The sequence below is a fragment of the Roseateles sp. Mitsp63 genome (assembly GCF_059491535.1).
In genome coordinates this window covers 4,022,274-4,036,834 of sequence record NZ_CP168509.1, presented here as the reverse complement: position 1 = coordinate 4,036,834, position 14,561 = coordinate 4,022,274, and the positions used below count along the sequence as shown (strand labels likewise).

12 protein-coding genes are annotated in these 14,561 nt (G+C 68.2%); 6 read left to right on the top strand and 6 right to left on the bottom strand.

Annotation, left to right across the window (positions count from 1 at the left end):
* Positions 1-127: 127 nt before the first annotated feature.
* The 4 genes from ACEN96_RS17600 to ACEN96_RS17585 form a co-directional block, all read right to left on the bottom strand.
* Positions 128-352: a DUF350 domain-containing protein gene (locus ACEN96_RS17600; RefSeq protein WP_343641585.1), complete on the bottom strand. Its 225-nt coding sequence runs from the start codon at positions 350-352 to the stop codon at positions 128-130.
* Positions 353-417: 65 nt separating this feature from the next.
* Positions 418-2,019, bottom strand: a complete 1,602-nt coding sequence (locus tag ACEN96_RS17595; RefSeq protein WP_495584375.1) for a DUF4178 domain-containing protein — start codon at positions 2,017-2,019, stop codon at positions 418-420.
* Positions 2,020-2,051: 32 nt separating this feature from the next.
* Positions 2,052-3,107: an SPFH domain-containing protein gene (locus ACEN96_RS17590; protein ID WP_495584374.1), complete on the bottom strand. Its 1,056-nt coding sequence runs from the start codon at positions 3,105-3,107 to the stop codon at positions 2,052-2,054.
* A 113-nt stretch (positions 3,108-3,220) separates the two neighbouring features.
* Positions 3,221-4,129 carry a LysR family transcriptional regulator gene (locus ACEN96_RS17585; RefSeq protein ID WP_495584373.1) on the bottom strand — a complete coding sequence of 303 codons (909 nt, stop codon included), beginning with the start codon at positions 4,127-4,129 and terminating at the stop codon, positions 3,221-3,223.
* A gap of 127 nt (positions 4,130-4,256) precedes the next feature.
* On the opposite strand from ACEN96_RS17585, the gene ACEN96_RS17580 reads away from it, so the two are divergent.
* Positions 4,257-5,714 (top strand): MFS transporter, encoded by a 1,458-nt coding sequence (locus tag ACEN96_RS17580; protein ID WP_495584372.1) that lies wholly within the window; start codon positions 4,257-4,259, stop codon positions 5,712-5,714.
* On the opposite strand, the gene ACEN96_RS17575 is transcribed toward ACEN96_RS17580, so the two are convergent.
* Positions 5,715-6,977: an MFS transporter gene (locus ACEN96_RS17575; RefSeq protein ID WP_495588633.1), complete on the bottom strand. Its 1,263-nt coding sequence runs from the start codon at positions 6,975-6,977 to the stop codon at positions 5,715-5,717.
* Positions 6,978-7,159: 182 nt separating this feature from the next.
* On the opposite strand from ACEN96_RS17575, the gene ACEN96_RS17570 reads away from it, so the two are divergent.
* From ACEN96_RS17570 to ACEN96_RS17560, 3 genes are all read left to right on the top strand, one after another.
* The gene (locus tag ACEN96_RS17570; RefSeq protein ID WP_495584371.1) at positions 7,160-8,113 is read left to right on the top strand and encodes a LysR family transcriptional regulator; all 954 of its coding nucleotides are present in this window, start codon (positions 7,160-7,162) and stop codon (positions 8,111-8,113) included.
* A 91-nt stretch (positions 8,114-8,204) separates the two neighbouring features.
* A complete protein-coding gene (locus tag ACEN96_RS17565; protein ID WP_495584370.1) occupies positions 8,205-9,005 on the top strand; it encodes a substrate-binding domain-containing protein in 801 nt (266 codons plus the stop codon).
* Between the two features lie 128 nt (positions 9,006-9,133).
* Positions 9,134-11,602, top strand: a complete 2,469-nt coding sequence (locus tag ACEN96_RS17560) for a glycoside hydrolase family 95 protein (protein ID WP_495584369.1) — start codon at positions 9,134-9,136, stop codon at positions 11,600-11,602.
* A gap of 67 nt (positions 11,603-11,669) precedes the next feature.
* Here the strand turns inward: ACEN96_RS17560 and ACEN96_RS17555 are convergent, their stop codons facing one another.
* Positions 11,670-12,665 carry an alpha/beta fold hydrolase gene (locus tag ACEN96_RS17555; RefSeq protein ID WP_495584368.1) on the bottom strand — a complete coding sequence of 332 codons (996 nt, stop codon included), beginning with the start codon at positions 12,663-12,665 and terminating at the stop codon, positions 11,670-11,672.
* Positions 12,666-13,105: 440 nt separating this feature from the next.
* Here ACEN96_RS17555 and ACEN96_RS17550 point away from each other — a divergent pair, with 440 nt between their 5' ends.
* Together ACEN96_RS17550 and ACEN96_RS17545 are read left to right on the top strand one after the other, a co-directional pair.
* A complete protein-coding gene (locus ACEN96_RS17550) occupies positions 13,106-13,915 on the top strand; it encodes a hypothetical protein (protein WP_495584367.1) in 810 nt (269 codons plus the stop codon).
* An 82-nt stretch (positions 13,916-13,997) separates the two neighbouring features.
* Entirely contained in the window at positions 13,998-14,561 is a 564-nt protein-coding gene (locus ACEN96_RS17545; protein WP_495584366.1) for a hypothetical protein, read from the top strand.

Sequence of the window (14,561 nt, the reverse complement as noted above, 5' to 3'; positions counted from 1 at the left end):
CGGGCGCGCGAGTCTAGGGGCCGTCTCCCGGCGGGGTCCAGGCTGCCTTACCGCTGGTGACAACGCCCCGCGCCGTGAGGCGCGCGGCCGTGAAGTCGGTCACGAATGCCGGGGCGAGGCGCCGCCGTCAGCCGTGGATCGCCGCCGCGACGATCTGTCCGATCGAGATGCACATCGCCGCCACCACCACCGCCAGCGCCATGTTCTTGTGCTCGACGATCTCCTCCCACAGTTTGTAGGGGGTGAGCTTGTCGATGATGATGAAGCTGACCCAGAACACCAGTACGCCGATGACGGCATACAGGATGGAGCCCAGCACGATGCCGGGCTTGAGCCATTCGAATCCTTCCATGTCGTTCTCCTGGTCGGGCGCTGTGGCCGTCGTGGGTCGTCGATGCGGGGGGAGCAATGCGGGCGCTACTTGTGCCCGCCACCGCCGCTGCTGTATCCGCCATAGGAGCCGCCGCTGGAGCCGACATAGCCGACCCCGCTGCCGCGGCTGCTGCGCTTGCACTGCTGGTACTCGGCGCTGCTCTCGCCGTAGGTGGACTTGTAGCGGTCGCACTCGTCATCGCTGCAGGCGCGCAGCAGCGCGAAGAGCACCACGATGATGAAGATCGCGATCACGATGTTGCGCAGCATCGTGCCCTGGTCCATGCCCGACGACACGTCGCGGCTCAGCGCCGGCATCTGGTCCTCGGGCAGCGCGAAGAAGCGGCGCACCTCGGCGGCCTCGACGGCGCGGCCATGGCTCCAGGTCACCTCGTTGCCGGTCTGCTCGCTGCTGAGCAGCTCCAGCCGCGTGCCGTTGCGCCATTCGTAGTCGCGCACCAGCGCGCGCTCCTCGCGCTTGACGCGCCAGTAGAACTCGCCCAGCACGTAGGTGACCTTGGCGGTGTAGGTCCACTTGTGCTTGAAGTCCTTGTCCTGGTGCTTGACGGTCTTCGCGCCCGCGTTCGACGGCGCGCCGGTGATCGGTCGGACGAGGCTCCAGCCGTCCTCGGTGTCGACCAGGAAGGCGAAGCCCTCCATCTGGTTGAACAGCAGGTACTCGCGCCAGAAGGTCTGTTCGTCCTCGCTGGACTCGGGCAGATCGCAGCGTTCAAGGTAGCCGACGACCTGCCAGGACTTGGGCGTGCCGCCATTGAGCGCCAGCTGCCCGGTGGTGCCCAGCGGGATCTGCGGCTGGCCGCCGGTGTTCTGGCGATAGGCCGCGAGATCGGCGCCCGCGCCCTTGGAGATGTCGACGACCGACTGGCACTGGCCGCAGACGATGGACTGCGTGGACTCCAGCTTCGGCTCGAGCGAGGCGCCGCAGTTGGGGCAGGGCATCGCCCTGGACTTGAGCGAAGCGCCGCTCGCATCGCGCAGGCCGGTCAGCTGCAGGTCGGCGAGCTGGACCGCGCGGCCCACCGACCAGACGGGCTGGGCGGGATCGCTGTACTCCAGCGTCGCGACCTCGCCGGCGGTGTTGCGCAGGTCGATGACGGGATAGCTCTGGTCCAGGCGCGGCGGATGCGGCAGCTCGCCCTGGGCGGCGGCCAGTGTCGCGTCGACGATCGACGCGACCTGCCAGGCCGAGCCCGCCAGCATCTGCAGCCCGCCGGGGCGCAGCGTGGCGGGGTCCGGGGCGGGCTCGCGCAGCGGCGCCTCGAAGCTGATGACGAAGCTGCCGTTGTCCTCGGCCAGCCACCCGCTGCGGGGCGGCTGGTCGGCGCTGGCGTCGAAGAGGAGGTGCCACTCGTTCCAGCCGCCGTCGGCATAGGCCATCTGCAGCCGGCCGACGACGGCGAAGCCCGCGCCGGCGTAGCGCCCGGCGGCGCCGAGCTGCAGCGGCGAGTAGTCCTCGAACAGTTCCGCGCTGGTGCCGATCTTGCGCAGCGTCTCGCCGTCACGCAGCAGCGTGGAGCGGCAATAGCTGCAGACGGCGCTGGCGGACGCGGCCGAGGCGAACTCGACCGGCGCGCCGCAGTTCGGGCACGGCGCCTGCCAGCGGCGCTGGGGGGAAGCGGTAGCCAATCAGGTTCCGGAGCGGGAGGCGCGCGACGGCGTCAGCTGAGTTTCTTCAGCAGCTCGGCCTTCTTGGCCGCGAATTCCTCGTCGGTGAGGATGCCCTTGGCCTTGAGGTCGCCGAGCTTCTCGAGCAGCAGCAGGACCTCGTCGGCGCTCTGGCTGACGGGCTGGGGCTGGACCGGCGGGGCGGCCTGTGCGGCGGCCTGGTTGGCGCCGGCCAGTCCCTGCTGGAGCTGCTGCGCCATGGTCTGGCCCAGGGCCAGGCCCGCGCCCAGGCCCATCGCGTCGCCGGCCACGCCGCCGCCGCCCGAGCCCACGCCCTCGGCGAGCTTGGGGATGGCCTGGGCGGTCTGGTACTGCATGAACTGGCCCATGTTCTGGCCGATCATGCCCATGCCGATCTTCTGGTCGAGGATCTTCTGCAGTTCCTCGGGCAGCGAGACGTTCTGCAGCGTGACCATCTCCAGCTTGAGCCCGAGCGCGTCGAAGGCGGGCTGGGTCGCTTCCTGCAGCGCCTTGGCGAACTCCACCTGATTGGCGGCCAGGTCCAGGAAGGGGATGCCGGACTGGGCGACGGCGTCGCTGATGTGCTGGAGCATCAGGCCGCGGAGCTGGCCGTCGAGTTCCGTGACGGTGTAGCGCTCGCGGGTGCCGGAGATCTCGGTGTGGAACTTCTTCGGGTCGACGACGCGGTAGCTGTAGTTGCCGAAGGCGCGCAGGCGCACGGCGCCGAAGTCCTTGTCGCGGATCGTGACGGGCTGGGTGGTGCCCCAGCGCTGGTCGACCTGCTGGCGGGTGGAGAAGAAGTAGACGTCGCTCTTGAAGGGGGACTCGAAGAGCTTGTCCCAGTTCTTGAGGTAGGTGAGGACCGGCAGGGTCTGCGTGGTCAGCTTGTACATGCCCGGTCCGAAGACATCGGCGACCTTGCCTTCGTTGACGAAGACGGCCATCTGCGATTCGCGGACGGTGAGGGAGGCGCCGTACTGGATCTCGAAGTCCTGCATCGGGAACCGGTAGGCCAGGACGCCGTTGTCGTCCTCGGTCCACTGGATGATGTCTATGAACTGTTTCTTGATGAAGTCCATCAGGCCCATGGCGCTGCTCCACGAAAGGCGCGGTCCAGATCGACCGCCGGCGGCGAGTATCCCTCAGCGCCATCGCGACCTTGGTCACCCTGAGGGGGGAGGTTCCACGGAGGGCAGGGGCGTCACGCCCTGGCGCGGCACACCTCCAGCACCACCTCCCTGAGCCATCGGTGCCCCGGATCGCGCTCCATGCGCGGGTGCCACATCTGCGAGATCGTGATCGGCGCCGTCTCCACCGGCAGCGGGAGCGCGCGCAGCTCGCCATTCGCGAGGTCCTGGACGAAGTACGACGCCGGCACCAGCGCCACGAGGTCGGTCGCCACGGCGATCGACAGCGCGGCGCGGAAGCTCGGCACCACGACGGCCACGCGCCGCGCCAGCCCGAGCGCCGACAGCGCCTCGTCCACCGGCCCCAGGCGGCGGCCGCGGCGCGACGTGACCACATGCCCGCAGGCCGCATAGCGCGCGGCATCCGGCGCGGGCTCGTCCAGCAGCGGATGCCCCGCCCGCACCGCGGCCACGAAGCGGTCGCGATAGAGCGTCTGCAGCCGCACCTCGGGGCCGGTCTCGCCGAGCACGCCGATGTCCAGATCGATGATCCCTTCGCGCAGCGGCCCGACGTCCTTGTCGACCTTGGGCGCGAAGCGCAGGCAGGCGCCGCCGGCGTCCCGCGCGACCCGCTTCACCAGCGCGGGTCCGAAGGCCTCGATGAAGCCTTCGTTGGCGCGCAGCGTGAAGGTGCGCTGCAGCGTCTTCAGGTCCCATCCGGCGCCGGCTGGCTGGAGCACCGTCCGCGCGCCCTGCGCCAGCTCGCGCACCTGGTCGCGCAGCGCCAGCGCGTGCGGCGTGGGCACCATCGTGCGGCCCGCGCGCACGAGCAGCGGATCGCCGGTGGCCTCGCGCAGGCGGGCGAGGGTGCGGCTCATGGCGGAGTCGCTGAGATGCAGGCGCTGCGCGGCGCGGGTCACGCTGCCCTCGGCGAGCAGCGCATCCAGGGCGGTCAGCAGGTTGAGATCGATGTCGTCGGCCATCGGGCGACGCTAGCACGAGCCCAGGTGCGGATGGCGTGCCGTGCAAGGTGTCCCTGCGCGCCACGCTCTGGCCGCGGCCCGGACCGGCTCCTATGCTGACCGCATCTCCTCTCGAATCTCCATTCCGATGTCCTCGCTCAACCCTGCTTCGTCGAATACGTGCGCGGATCCGCGGTCGCCCGCGCAGTCGCAGTCGCAGTCGCAGTCGCGGCAAGAGCCGGCCGCGCCCGCCGCCGACAGCGACGGCGTCCCGATGCCGCGCCGGCTGGCGGCCGTCGCCGCGATCCTGGGCGCGCTGGTGCTGGTGGTGCTCGATGGCGCGATCGCCAACGTCGCGCTGCCCCACATCGCGCAGCGCCTGAACGCCACGCCCTCCGATGCCGTCTGGGTCGTGACCGCGTATCAGCTGGTGGTGGTCATGTTCCTGCTGCCGGCCTCGGCGCTCGGCGAGCGCATCGGTTACCGGCGCGTCTTCGTCAGCGGCATCGCGCTGTTCACCGCGGCTTCCGCGCTGTGCGCGATGGCGCCGTCACTGCCCTGGCTGGTGGCGGGGCGATGCCTGCAGGGACTGGGCAGCGCCGCGGTGATGCCGCTGGGCCTGGCGCTGCTGCGCTTCACCTATCCGAAGCGGCTGCTCGGCCAGGCCATCGCATACAACGCGCTGACCGTCGCGGGCGCCTCGGCCGCGGGGCCGGCGGTGGGCGCGGCCATCCTGTCGGTGGCGAACTGGCCGTGGCTCTTCGCGGTGAACCTGCCGGTGGGCGCGCTCGTGCTGCTGGCCGCGCGCGGCTTGCCGGCCACGCCGGGAACGAGGCAAGCGCTCGACCTCTGGAGCATCGCGCTCAACGCGGGCCTGTTCGCGGCCTTCGTGCTCGGCGGCGATCGCGTGCTCGAGCATCCGGTGGAGGGCGGCGCGCTGCTGATCGCGGCGGCGGTCTGCCTGACGCTGCTCGTGCGCCGCGAGCTGCCCCGCGCGGCGCCGCTGATCCCGCTGGATCTGCTGCGATCGCCGCCGTTCCGGATGTCGATCATCGCGTCGGTGTGCTGCTTCACCGGCCAGATGGCGAGCTACGTCGCGCTGCCGTTCTACATGCACCACGTGCTCGGGCTGGGCGTGCTGGACACCGGGCTGCTGATGACGCCGTGGCCGCTCGCCGTGATGGCCGCCGCGCCGCTGGCGGGCAAGCTGGCGGACCGCGTCTCGACATCTAGGCTGTGCGCCGCCGGCGCCGGCTGCCTGGCGGCGGGACTGGCGCTCTGCGCGGCCTGGCCGATGCAGGCGGACTCGACGCTGCTGCTCGTGGCGTTCACGGTGCTCGCGGGGCTGGGCTTCGGGTTCTTCCAGACGCCCAACAACCGCAACATGCTGCTGTCGGCGCCGAAGGAGCGGAGCGGGGCGGCGGGCGGCGCGCAGGGCGTGGCGCGCCTGACCGGTCAGACGCTGGGCAGCCTGCTGATGGGCCTGCTCTTCGCGTGGCTGCCGGCGGCGAAGGCCTCACACGCCGGCCTGGGCCTGGCGGCGGGCTTCGCGCTGATCGCCGGGCTGGTCAGCCTGGGCCGCAGCGAAACGCACCACCGCACGTGATCACCGCGCCTTGACGATGCCTCGATAGAGCAAGGCCGTGGCCGCGAGCCCGACCGCCGCCGCGCCGCTCATCCACAGCCCCGGGGCGGCCTTGTCGCCGGTGGTCTGGATCAGCCAGGTGGAGACCAGCGGCGTGAAGCCGCCGAAGATCGCCGTGGCCAGGCTGTAGGCGAGCGAGAAGCCGGTGGTGCGCACCTCCACCGGCATGATCTCGGTGAGGGCGACGATGGTGGCGGCGTTGTAGCTGGCGTAGAGGAAGGAGAGCCAGAGCTCGACGGCCAGCATGCGCTCGAAGGACGGGGCCTGGACCAGCCAGGACATCGCCGGATAGGCGGTGAGCAGCGTGAGCAGGCTGAAGACCGCGAGCAGCGGCCAGCGCCCGATGCGGTCGGACAGGGCGCCCATCGCCGGCAGCCAGACGAAGTTGGACAGGCCGACGCAGAAGGTCACGAGCAGCGCGCTGGTGGCCGACAGGTGCAGCACGGACTTGCCGAAGGTCGGCGTGTAGACGGTGATCAGGTAGAAGGACACCGTGGTCATGACGACCAGCATCATTCCCGCGCCGACCAGCGCCCAGTTGCGCAGCATCGAGGCGACGATCTCGCGCAGCGACGGATGGTGCTTGCGCGCGAGGAAGGATTCCGTCTCCGCGAGCGAGCGGCGGATCTGGAACACGAAGGGCAGGATCAGCGAGCCGATGAAGAACGGGATGCGCCAGGCCCACTCGCTGATCTGCGCGGTGGAGAACCACTGGCTGATGCCGTAGCCGAGCGCGGCGGCGACCATGATGGCGGCCTGCTGGCTGGCGGATTGCCAGCTCACGTAGAAGCCCTTGCGGCCGGGCGTGGCCATCTCCGAGAGGTAGACGGACACGCCGCCGAGCTCGACGCCTGCGGAGAAGCCTTGCAGCAGGCGGCCGGTCAGCACCAGCGCCGGCGCGAGCAGCCCGATGGAGGCGTAGGACGGCGTGAACGCGATCAGCACGGTGCCGCAGGCCATGATGGCCAGGGTCAGGATGAGGCCCTTGCGGCGGCCGATCTTGTCGATGTAGGCGCCCAGGATGATGGCGCCCAGCGGGCGCATCAGGAAGCCGGCGCCGAAGGTGACGAAGGTGAGCATCAGCGACACGTACTCGCTGTCGCTGGGAAAGAAGGTCTGGGCGATGTAGGTGGCGTAGAAGCCGTAGAGGAAGAAGTCGAACATCTCCAGGAAGTTGCCGCTGGTCACGCGCAGCACGGCGCCGAGGGCGGCGCGGCGGGGCATCCTGGGCGGGGGCGTCGACGGGGCGGACGGCGGGGAGGCCGGCGGGATCGAGGAGGGGTGCGCGGCCGTGGCCGCCGCGGAGGCAGGGGGCATGGGAGTCTCCGATCGGTTTTTCTGTTGTGGCCATCATGCTTTCCCGGCAGAGTTGCGGGAAGTGCAAATAACAGGACGATTGGTGCGTCATGAGAATCAATTTCGACCTCGGGGAGCTGGCGGCATTCGTCGCGGTGGCGGAGCGGATGAATTTCCGGGCGGCGTCGGAGGCGCTGTTCATCTCGCCGTCGGCGCTGAGCCGGCGGATCGATCGCATCGAGGAGGCGCTGGGGGTGCGGCTGTTCGACCGCACGACGCGGCGGGTGAGCCTCACCGAGGACGGCGAGCAGTTCCTGACGCATGCGGGCGAGGCGCTGGCGGCGTTGCAGAACGCGATCTCGGACGTGGGCGACCGGGCCGAGCGGCGGGCGGGTCTCGTGACGGTGGCCTGCATTCCGTCGGTGGCGAATCACCTGCTGCCGGCGGTGCTGGCGCAGTTCGCGCAGCTGCATCCGGACACGCGGATCAAGATGCTGGACCACAGCGCGCCGGTGGTGCTGAAGGCGGTGGTGGAGAAGCAGGCGGACTTCGGCGTCAACTTCCTCGGGGCGCAGGAGCCGTCGATCGACTTCAACGCGATCGTGAAGGAGCGCTACGTGCTGGCGGTGCCGGCGCGGCATGCGCTGGCGAAACAGCGGGCGGTGGGATGGGACGAGCTGGCGGGGGAACGCTTCATCTCGCTGGCCGCGGACAGCGGGAACCGGATGCTGCTGGACAACGCGGTCGCGCAGGCGAAGGCGCGGCCGGCGACGCATGTGGAGGTGAATCACGTCGAGGGCGCGCTGGCGCTGGTGCGCGCGGGGCTGGGCGTGAGCGCGATTCCGCGGCTGGCGCTGACGGGGACCTCGGCGAAGGAGCTGGCGGGGATTCCGCTGACGCGGCCGCAGGTGAGCAGGACGCTGGGGCTGATCACGCGCAAGGGGCATCGGCTCTCGCCGCAGGCGCAGGTGCTCGCCAAGCTGCTGGTGCAGGGGCTGCGCCAGGCGGGCGTTCCTCAGGAGTCCGGTTCACGCGCGAGCCGCAAGGCGGCTACGGAGCGGTGATGCGCGCCGTGCAATGAATGTTTGGAAAGTTGCACTGGACGCATGAGCGTGGCATCTCGAAGATGCGGCCACCTTCATTTCGGACCATGACATGCGCAGCCCACGCTCATCCCTTCGCCGCCGACTGGTGCTCTCGACCGCCTTGGCGGGGACGCTGCTGGTGCCGCCGCTGGCGCGGGCCGCCGACAGGATCGTCGCGGTGTCTTCGGGCGGCTTCGCCGAGGCTTTCAAGGAACTGGCTGTCAAGTACGAGAGAGAGGGCCCCTCCGTGAGGGTGGATCAGCAGTTCGGCCCCTCGATGGGGGAGACCTCGAAGGCGATCCCCGCGCGGCTCGCCCGCGGGGAGGAACTGGACGTGCTGATCATGGTGGGCCCGGCGCTGGACAAGCTGATCGAGCAAGGGCTGGCGGATGGCGCGACGAAGGTGGTGCTCGCGAACTCGTACATCGCGTGCGCGGTGCCGGCGGGTGAGCCGGGCCCCGACCTGAGCACGGTCGACAAGGTGAAGGCGGCGTTCCTGAATGCGCCGTCGGTGGCCTGGTCGGACAGCGCCAGCGGGGAATACATCCAGCACGTGCTGCTGAAGCGGCTGGGTATCGAGGCGGAGGTGAAGGCCAAGGGCCGGCAGATTCCAGCGACCCCGGTCGGGGAAATCGTGGCCACGCGGCAAGCGGCCTTTGGTTGCCAGCAGCGCAGCGAATTGCAGCCGGTGAAGGGCATCCGCATCGTGGGCGAATTGCCCGACGAGATTCAGAAGGTCACGCCCTATGCCGCGGCGGTGGTGAAGTCGAGCAAGCGGCCCGAGCAGGCGCAGGCGTTCATCCGTTATCTGGCGTCGCGGGAAAACGCAGAGGCCTTGGCTCAGACGGGGTTGCATCCGACGGCGAAGTGATGACCTGGCCGTCCGTTTCGGACGGAAGTCATTGACCTCACCAATGCAAACACCTAGAGAGCGCCGTGGGATCCGCGGTCATCCTGCCGGGGCTGATCACTCCGCAGCCGCACCTTCCTGAGCACAACATGGCCCTCTTGCGACGTCCCCTTTTCACCCGCCGCAGCCTGCTTGCCGCAGCCGCGGCGCTGCCGCTGGCCGGCGCTTCAGGCCTGGCTGCCTCGGCACCGCGGCGCGCGCTGGAGCGGGCTGACCACCTGCTCTGGTACCGGCGTCCCGCCATGCGCTGGGAGGAGGCGCTGCCGCTGGGCAACGGCCGGCTGGGCGCGATGGTCTTCGGCCGCGTGGGTCAGGAGAGGTTGCAGCTCAACGAGGACACGCTGTGGGCAGGCGGCCCGTACACCCCCGACAGTCCCGACGCCCTGGCCGCGTTGCCCGAAGTGCGTCGCCTGCTCGACGAAGGCCGCTACAAGGAGGCCACGGACCTGGCCAGCGGCAGGATGATGGCCCGCCCGTTGTGGCAGATGGCCTATGGCTCGCTGGGTGACCTGCTGCTCGACTTCGACGGCGCCGAGGCGCCGCGCGCCTACCACCGCGAGCTGGACCTGGACACCGCCATCGCCACCTTGCGTCACGAGAGCGCCCGCGCCTCCATGCGACGCGAGGTCTTCGTGTCTGCACCCGACCAGGTCGTCGTGTTGAACCTCCAGGCCGCCCGCGGGCGCATTGCCTTCGAACTCGGCTACCGCGGGCCGCGCAAGGCGAAGTACGACAGCCCCGACTACCAGGGCGCCGCGACGGTGCTGATGACGGACCAGCCTGTCGACTGGCTGCAACGCGAAGCGGTTGGATCAATGCGCCCGGACAGCGTGCAGACCGTTGACGAGCGGGGGGCGCTGCTCGTCACTGGCCGCAACGAGGCTGGCCCTGGCACGGCCCCGGGACTGACCTACGCGATGCGCGTGAAGGTCGTCACCGACGGCCGCGTCGAGGTGACACCCGAGGGCCGGCTGCGCGTCAGCGGTGCGCGCAACGCGACGCTGTTGATCGCGGCGGCTACCAGCTACGTCAACTTCCGCGACACCAGCGGCGACCCCGTCGCCAAGGTTCATCGGCACACCGAGGCCGCAGCCGCCAAGCCCTACGCCATGCTACGCCGCGACCACGTGCGCGACCACCAGTCGCTGTACCGCCGCTTCACGTTGGACCTGGGCCGCACGGCCGCCGCAGGGCTGCCCACCGACGAGCGAATCGCTGCCGCGGAAAAGTCCGACGACCCGGCGCTGGCCGCGCTGTACCTGCAGTACGGCCGCTATCTGCTGATCGCCTCATCGCGCCCCGGCACGCAGCCGGCCAACCTGCAGGGCCTCTGGAATGAGGGCGTGAATCCGCCTTGGGGCAGCAAGTACACGATCAACATCAATACCGAGATGAACTACTGGCCCGCGGACGCGGCGGCGCTGGGTGACTGCGTGGAGCCGCTGCTGCGCATGGTGGAGGAACTGGCGATCACTGGCGCGCAGACGGCCAGGACGATGTATGGCGCGCGAGGCTGGGTGGCTCACCACAACACCGACCTGTGGCGGGCCGCGGCCCCGATCGACGGCCCGCTGTGGGGCCTGTGGCCCTGCGGCGGCGCCTGGCTCTGCAACACGCTGTGGGACCACTGGGACCACCAGCGCGACACGGCGCTGCTCCAGCGGTTGTACCCGCTGCTGAAGGGGGCTTCACAGTTCTTCCTGGATACGCTGGTGAAGGACAGGCAGGGTCGCGGCCTTGTCACCTCGCCGTCCCTCTCGCCGGAGAACTGGCACCCACACGGCTCGTCGCTGTGCGCCGGCCCGGCGATGGACCGGCAGATCCTGCGCGACCTGTTTGACCGCACCGTGCATGCCGGCAAGCTGTTGCGCGCTGATGCGGAGTTCCTGGACCGAGTGGCTGCCGCGCGCTCGGCCCTGGCGCCCGATCGCATCGGCGGGCAGGGACAACTGCAGGAGTGGCTGGAGGACTGGGATGCTGGCGCGCCGGACCAGCAGCATCGCCATGTGTCGCACCTGTACGCCGTCTATCCGAGCAGCCAGATCAACGTGCGCGACACCCCCGAGCTACTGGATGCGGCCAAGGCCAGCCTGCGAAAGCGCGGCGATCTGGCCACCGGGTGGGGCACGGCCTGGCGGTTGTGCCTGTGGGCGCGGATGGGGGAGGGTGACCACGCCTACCACGTGCTGAAGATGCTGCTCGGGCCCCAGCGCAGCTACCCCAACATGTTGGATGCGCATCCTCCATTCCAGATCGACGGCAACTTCGGCGGCGCGGCCGGTGTCCTGGAGATGCTGGTGCAGTCATGGGGCGGCGAACTCCACGTGCTGCCCGCCCTGCCGCAGGCCTGGCCGCGAGGCGCGGTACGTGGCATGCGCGTGCGCGGCGCCGTGGACCTGGACATCGAATGGCGCGACGGCCGTCCGACTCGGCTCTCGCTCCACGGACCCGCCGGCACGGAGGTCGTGCTGCGCCACCGGGGCAAGCGAATGGCGGTGATGCTGGACCACCGGGGAAATGCGGAACTCGGTGCCCAGGCGTTCTTCCGCCAGTCGTAGCCGGGGATCGGAAGTGTCGGTTCACCGCATGGCAGGCGGCGAACCGCTCGAATGCGGGTGCTCCCGGTTATTCGTGCGGCCCATACCGGTGGGTGGCGTGCCGGGCCAGCCAGGTGGAGAGCGCTGAGGTGACGAACGACGCGTTCTCGAGGTTGGAGACGTGGCCAGCCTCCGGGATGAAGATGTGCGAGCAGCCGATGAGGCCGGCCATTTCCGCGGTTTCGGAAGGTGGGCGGGCAATATCCAGCGCGCCGCACATCAACAGGGTTCGATCGGCATCCAGACCTCGCAGTCGAGACAGCTGATCGGTCCGGCCAAAGATCAGGCGTCCCATCGGCACCACCGATTTCCGCAGCGTGCGCGAAGAAATGCCCTCGAGTGAGCGCCGGAAGGCGGTCGGCAAGGGGGCGCTCATATCGGCGCCTTTTCGGAAAAACAGCGGGACGACGGCATCGAGGATGGCCGGCGGGAAATAGCCAAGCGACTCGACCGTGTCCAGGATCTGGAAATACCGCGCCTGCGAGGCGGACGGCTCCGCGCCGAGGTAGGTATCCATCATCACCAGGGCGCGGACGCGCGAGGGCTCGCGCAGCGCGAGTTCGGCTCCCCACATGCCGCCCACCGACAGGCCGACCACGGCGCACTCTCGAATATGGAGCGCGTCCAGCAACTGGCCCGTCTGGATCGCGAGATCGCCGAGCGATTGAGTGGTGGCCGGCATGTCGCCGGATCTGCCATGTCCCCAGAGGTCGGGCACGATCACCCGATATCGGCGCGAGAGCGCCCGGATCTGCGGTGCCCACATCTGGGAATCCCACAGATAACTGTGACCCAGCAGGATCGGGAATCCCTTGCCGCAGTCCAGGTAGTGCACCGGCTGACCGTCGATTTCGACGCAGGAGGGCCGACGCGCGGCCGCCACCGGGAAGTCATTAGCGCGGTCCGCCTGCGCACGGACGTTTTCCGCGAAAAGGCTGGCGCCAAGCAGCGGCGCGGCCAAGGCGGTGCGCCGAGTCAGTCCATGGGGACGAACCGCGTTTCTGTTTCTCAAGGGTTGCTTCATGTGGGTGTTCCGCTGAGGCATCGCGTGGGTTGCTCTCACGAAAGGCTAGCGGCGGTGATCGGATTCAGTTCAAGCCCCTCGAATCGATACTGGTTCCCCGACCGGAGCGCAGTGGTTCCGGTGCGACAGCTCATGAGATTTTTGTGTCCCATGGATTCGGGAAGCTCAACACCTGCGCAGGGCTTGGTGAGGATGCTTGTGAAAATCTCGACGAGCATGTCCCGACACTTGAAAACTCCTACAGTGGCGAGCGTCAAGGAAAGTCGCTAAGGGAGCACGCGTGTCAGCCTCCCGGGGACTTTCCCCGGATTCGGACGAGCCACTCTTTTCCTATAGTCGGCCGCTCAAGAATAGGGAGTGGCCAAGGGATGGGCACGCGTCGTCGCGAATCGGGTTTCGTGCCAAGGCAGCCGGTCGTTCGTTTGACGCGGCGAGCGCCCTTGGAGCCGCTTGTCGGCGTTCTGCTCTTCGAAGGTGGCGACTGCCTCGTGTTGTCCAAGGTTTCAGCGTCGCTGGACCCGGATGGCTACTGCTTGTTGCCAAGGTCTGACATCCTGGCGATCGATCGCGATTTCGACGACCTAGCGTTTTATCGCGCGGCCTTGGAGGCTTGGAAGCCTGTGAGCCTGAAGGGATCTGAACTCGAGATGAGTGATGGGTTCGCCCATGTCCTTCGGTCTCTTGGCGAGCGTTCGAGGCTCTGTGCCATTCACTTGGAGATCGATGACCCTGACGTCGCCTATATCGGGTCGGTCGTTCGCGTGATTGAGGATCGCCTGTCGTTCAGGAATCTGTCGACGCGTGCTCAATGGGTGCCCGAGCTGCAGACGATACGGTTCGATCAGATCTCCAAGATCGAGGTCGGGACGAGATATCTGACGTCGCTGGCTACAGCTGTGGCTCAGAACGGCAGCGATCACGGCCTCGCAATGGCAGCGCGTGAGGGATCGTGGCGTCCAATCACGCGCTTGGAACTCGAAACCCTTGTCGAGGATGAGCTCACGCGCTGTTCGCCGGGGCAGTCGCAGTTCTTCGCGCGATACCGAGTGCCGTTCTTTGAGGCGCCGATACACCGCTCGGGAGAAGTCGAGAAGGTCTTCGTCGTCGCTCAACTGCCCGCTGGGGTCATCTACTACGAGGATGTTGAAGACGGCTTCGAGTTTTCAAGCCTTGCACGAGACGGTTCGATCGAGGCGCCCGGCTCCAATCAGTTCGAGCTGAGGCACGTGCTTTCGCAACTCGGTGCCTGAACTCTTGCCCATGTCGTGAGGCCGTGTCGGTTTTCGATGCTGAGGGCGATCCCATTTTTAGCGCGCGGCGATGAACGGATCAGTGCAAAGACATTCCATCGCGTTCGAAGCGATCATTTCATCCGACCGGGCGCGGCAGCTTACTTTGGCTGTGATCGATGTCGTCGTTGATCTGCCTGCACCGGACGCCTATCTCCTGCTGTGCGCCGACTTGCATCACAGGAATTTCTATCGCGACATCGAGAAGCGGGTCGGCGCAGTAGTGCGTAGCTTCATTCCGCGTGATCCGCACCGATTACTCCAGTTGGGATTTGTTGCGCTCTTCGGCCGGCCGGCGCTCGTGAAAATCGACCGTCCTGAATTGGCGGAATCGATATTTCAGGAGATCTCGGCACAGGCGCATGCTGCCGTGCTGGTTGCGAGCGAAGCTACGACTTCCGGTCTCATGTCATCGGAGAGTTTTGCTGACAATGAGGACCCGATCGAACGCGTTTCACGGGATCCGCGGCATCTGATCTTCGAGGTCAACGAAGACGTCAGCAACAAGGATGAGGTGCTGGTGAGGTGCCGCTTGGGTCCGGAGTGCGCTGAGCCTCTGAGGATCTTGCTCGCCGAATGGCAGCGTATTGTGTTTGCGATGAAGTAA

Bases quoted from the DNA above. Each gene is read 5' to 3' on its own strand.
- ACEN96_RS17580 (WP_495584372.1), top strand. From the start codon at position 4,257: ATGTCCTCGCTCAACCCTGCTTCGTCGAATACGTGCGCGGATCCGCGG.
- ACEN96_RS17560 (WP_495584369.1), top strand. From the start codon at position 9,134: ATGGCCCTCTTGCGACGTCCCCTTTTCACCCGCCGCAGCCTGCTTGCC.
- ACEN96_RS17565 (WP_495584370.1), top strand. From the start codon at position 8,205: ATGCGCAGCCCACGCTCATCCCTTCGCCGCCGACTGGTGCTCTCGACC.
- ACEN96_RS17555 (WP_495584368.1), bottom strand. From the start codon at position 12,665: ATGAAGCAACCCTTGAGAAACAGAAACGCGGTTCGTCCCCATGGACTG.
- ACEN96_RS17585 (WP_495584373.1), bottom strand. From the start codon at position 4,129: ATGGCCGACGACATCGATCTCAACCTGCTGACCGCCCTGGATGCGCTG.
- ACEN96_RS17600 (WP_343641585.1), bottom strand. From the start codon at position 352: ATGGAAGGATTCGAATGGCTCAAGCCCGGCATCGTGCTGGGCTCCATC.
- ACEN96_RS17590 (WP_495584374.1), bottom strand. From the start codon at position 3,107: ATGGGCCTGATGGACTTCATCAAGAAACAGTTCATAGACATCATCCAG.
- ACEN96_RS17570 (WP_495584371.1), top strand. From the start codon at position 7,160: ATGAGAATCAATTTCGACCTCGGGGAGCTGGCGGCATTCGTCGCGGTG.
- ACEN96_RS17575 (WP_495588633.1), bottom strand. From the start codon at position 6,977: ATGCCCCGCCGCGCCGCCCTCGGCGCCGTGCTGCGCGTGACCAGCGGC.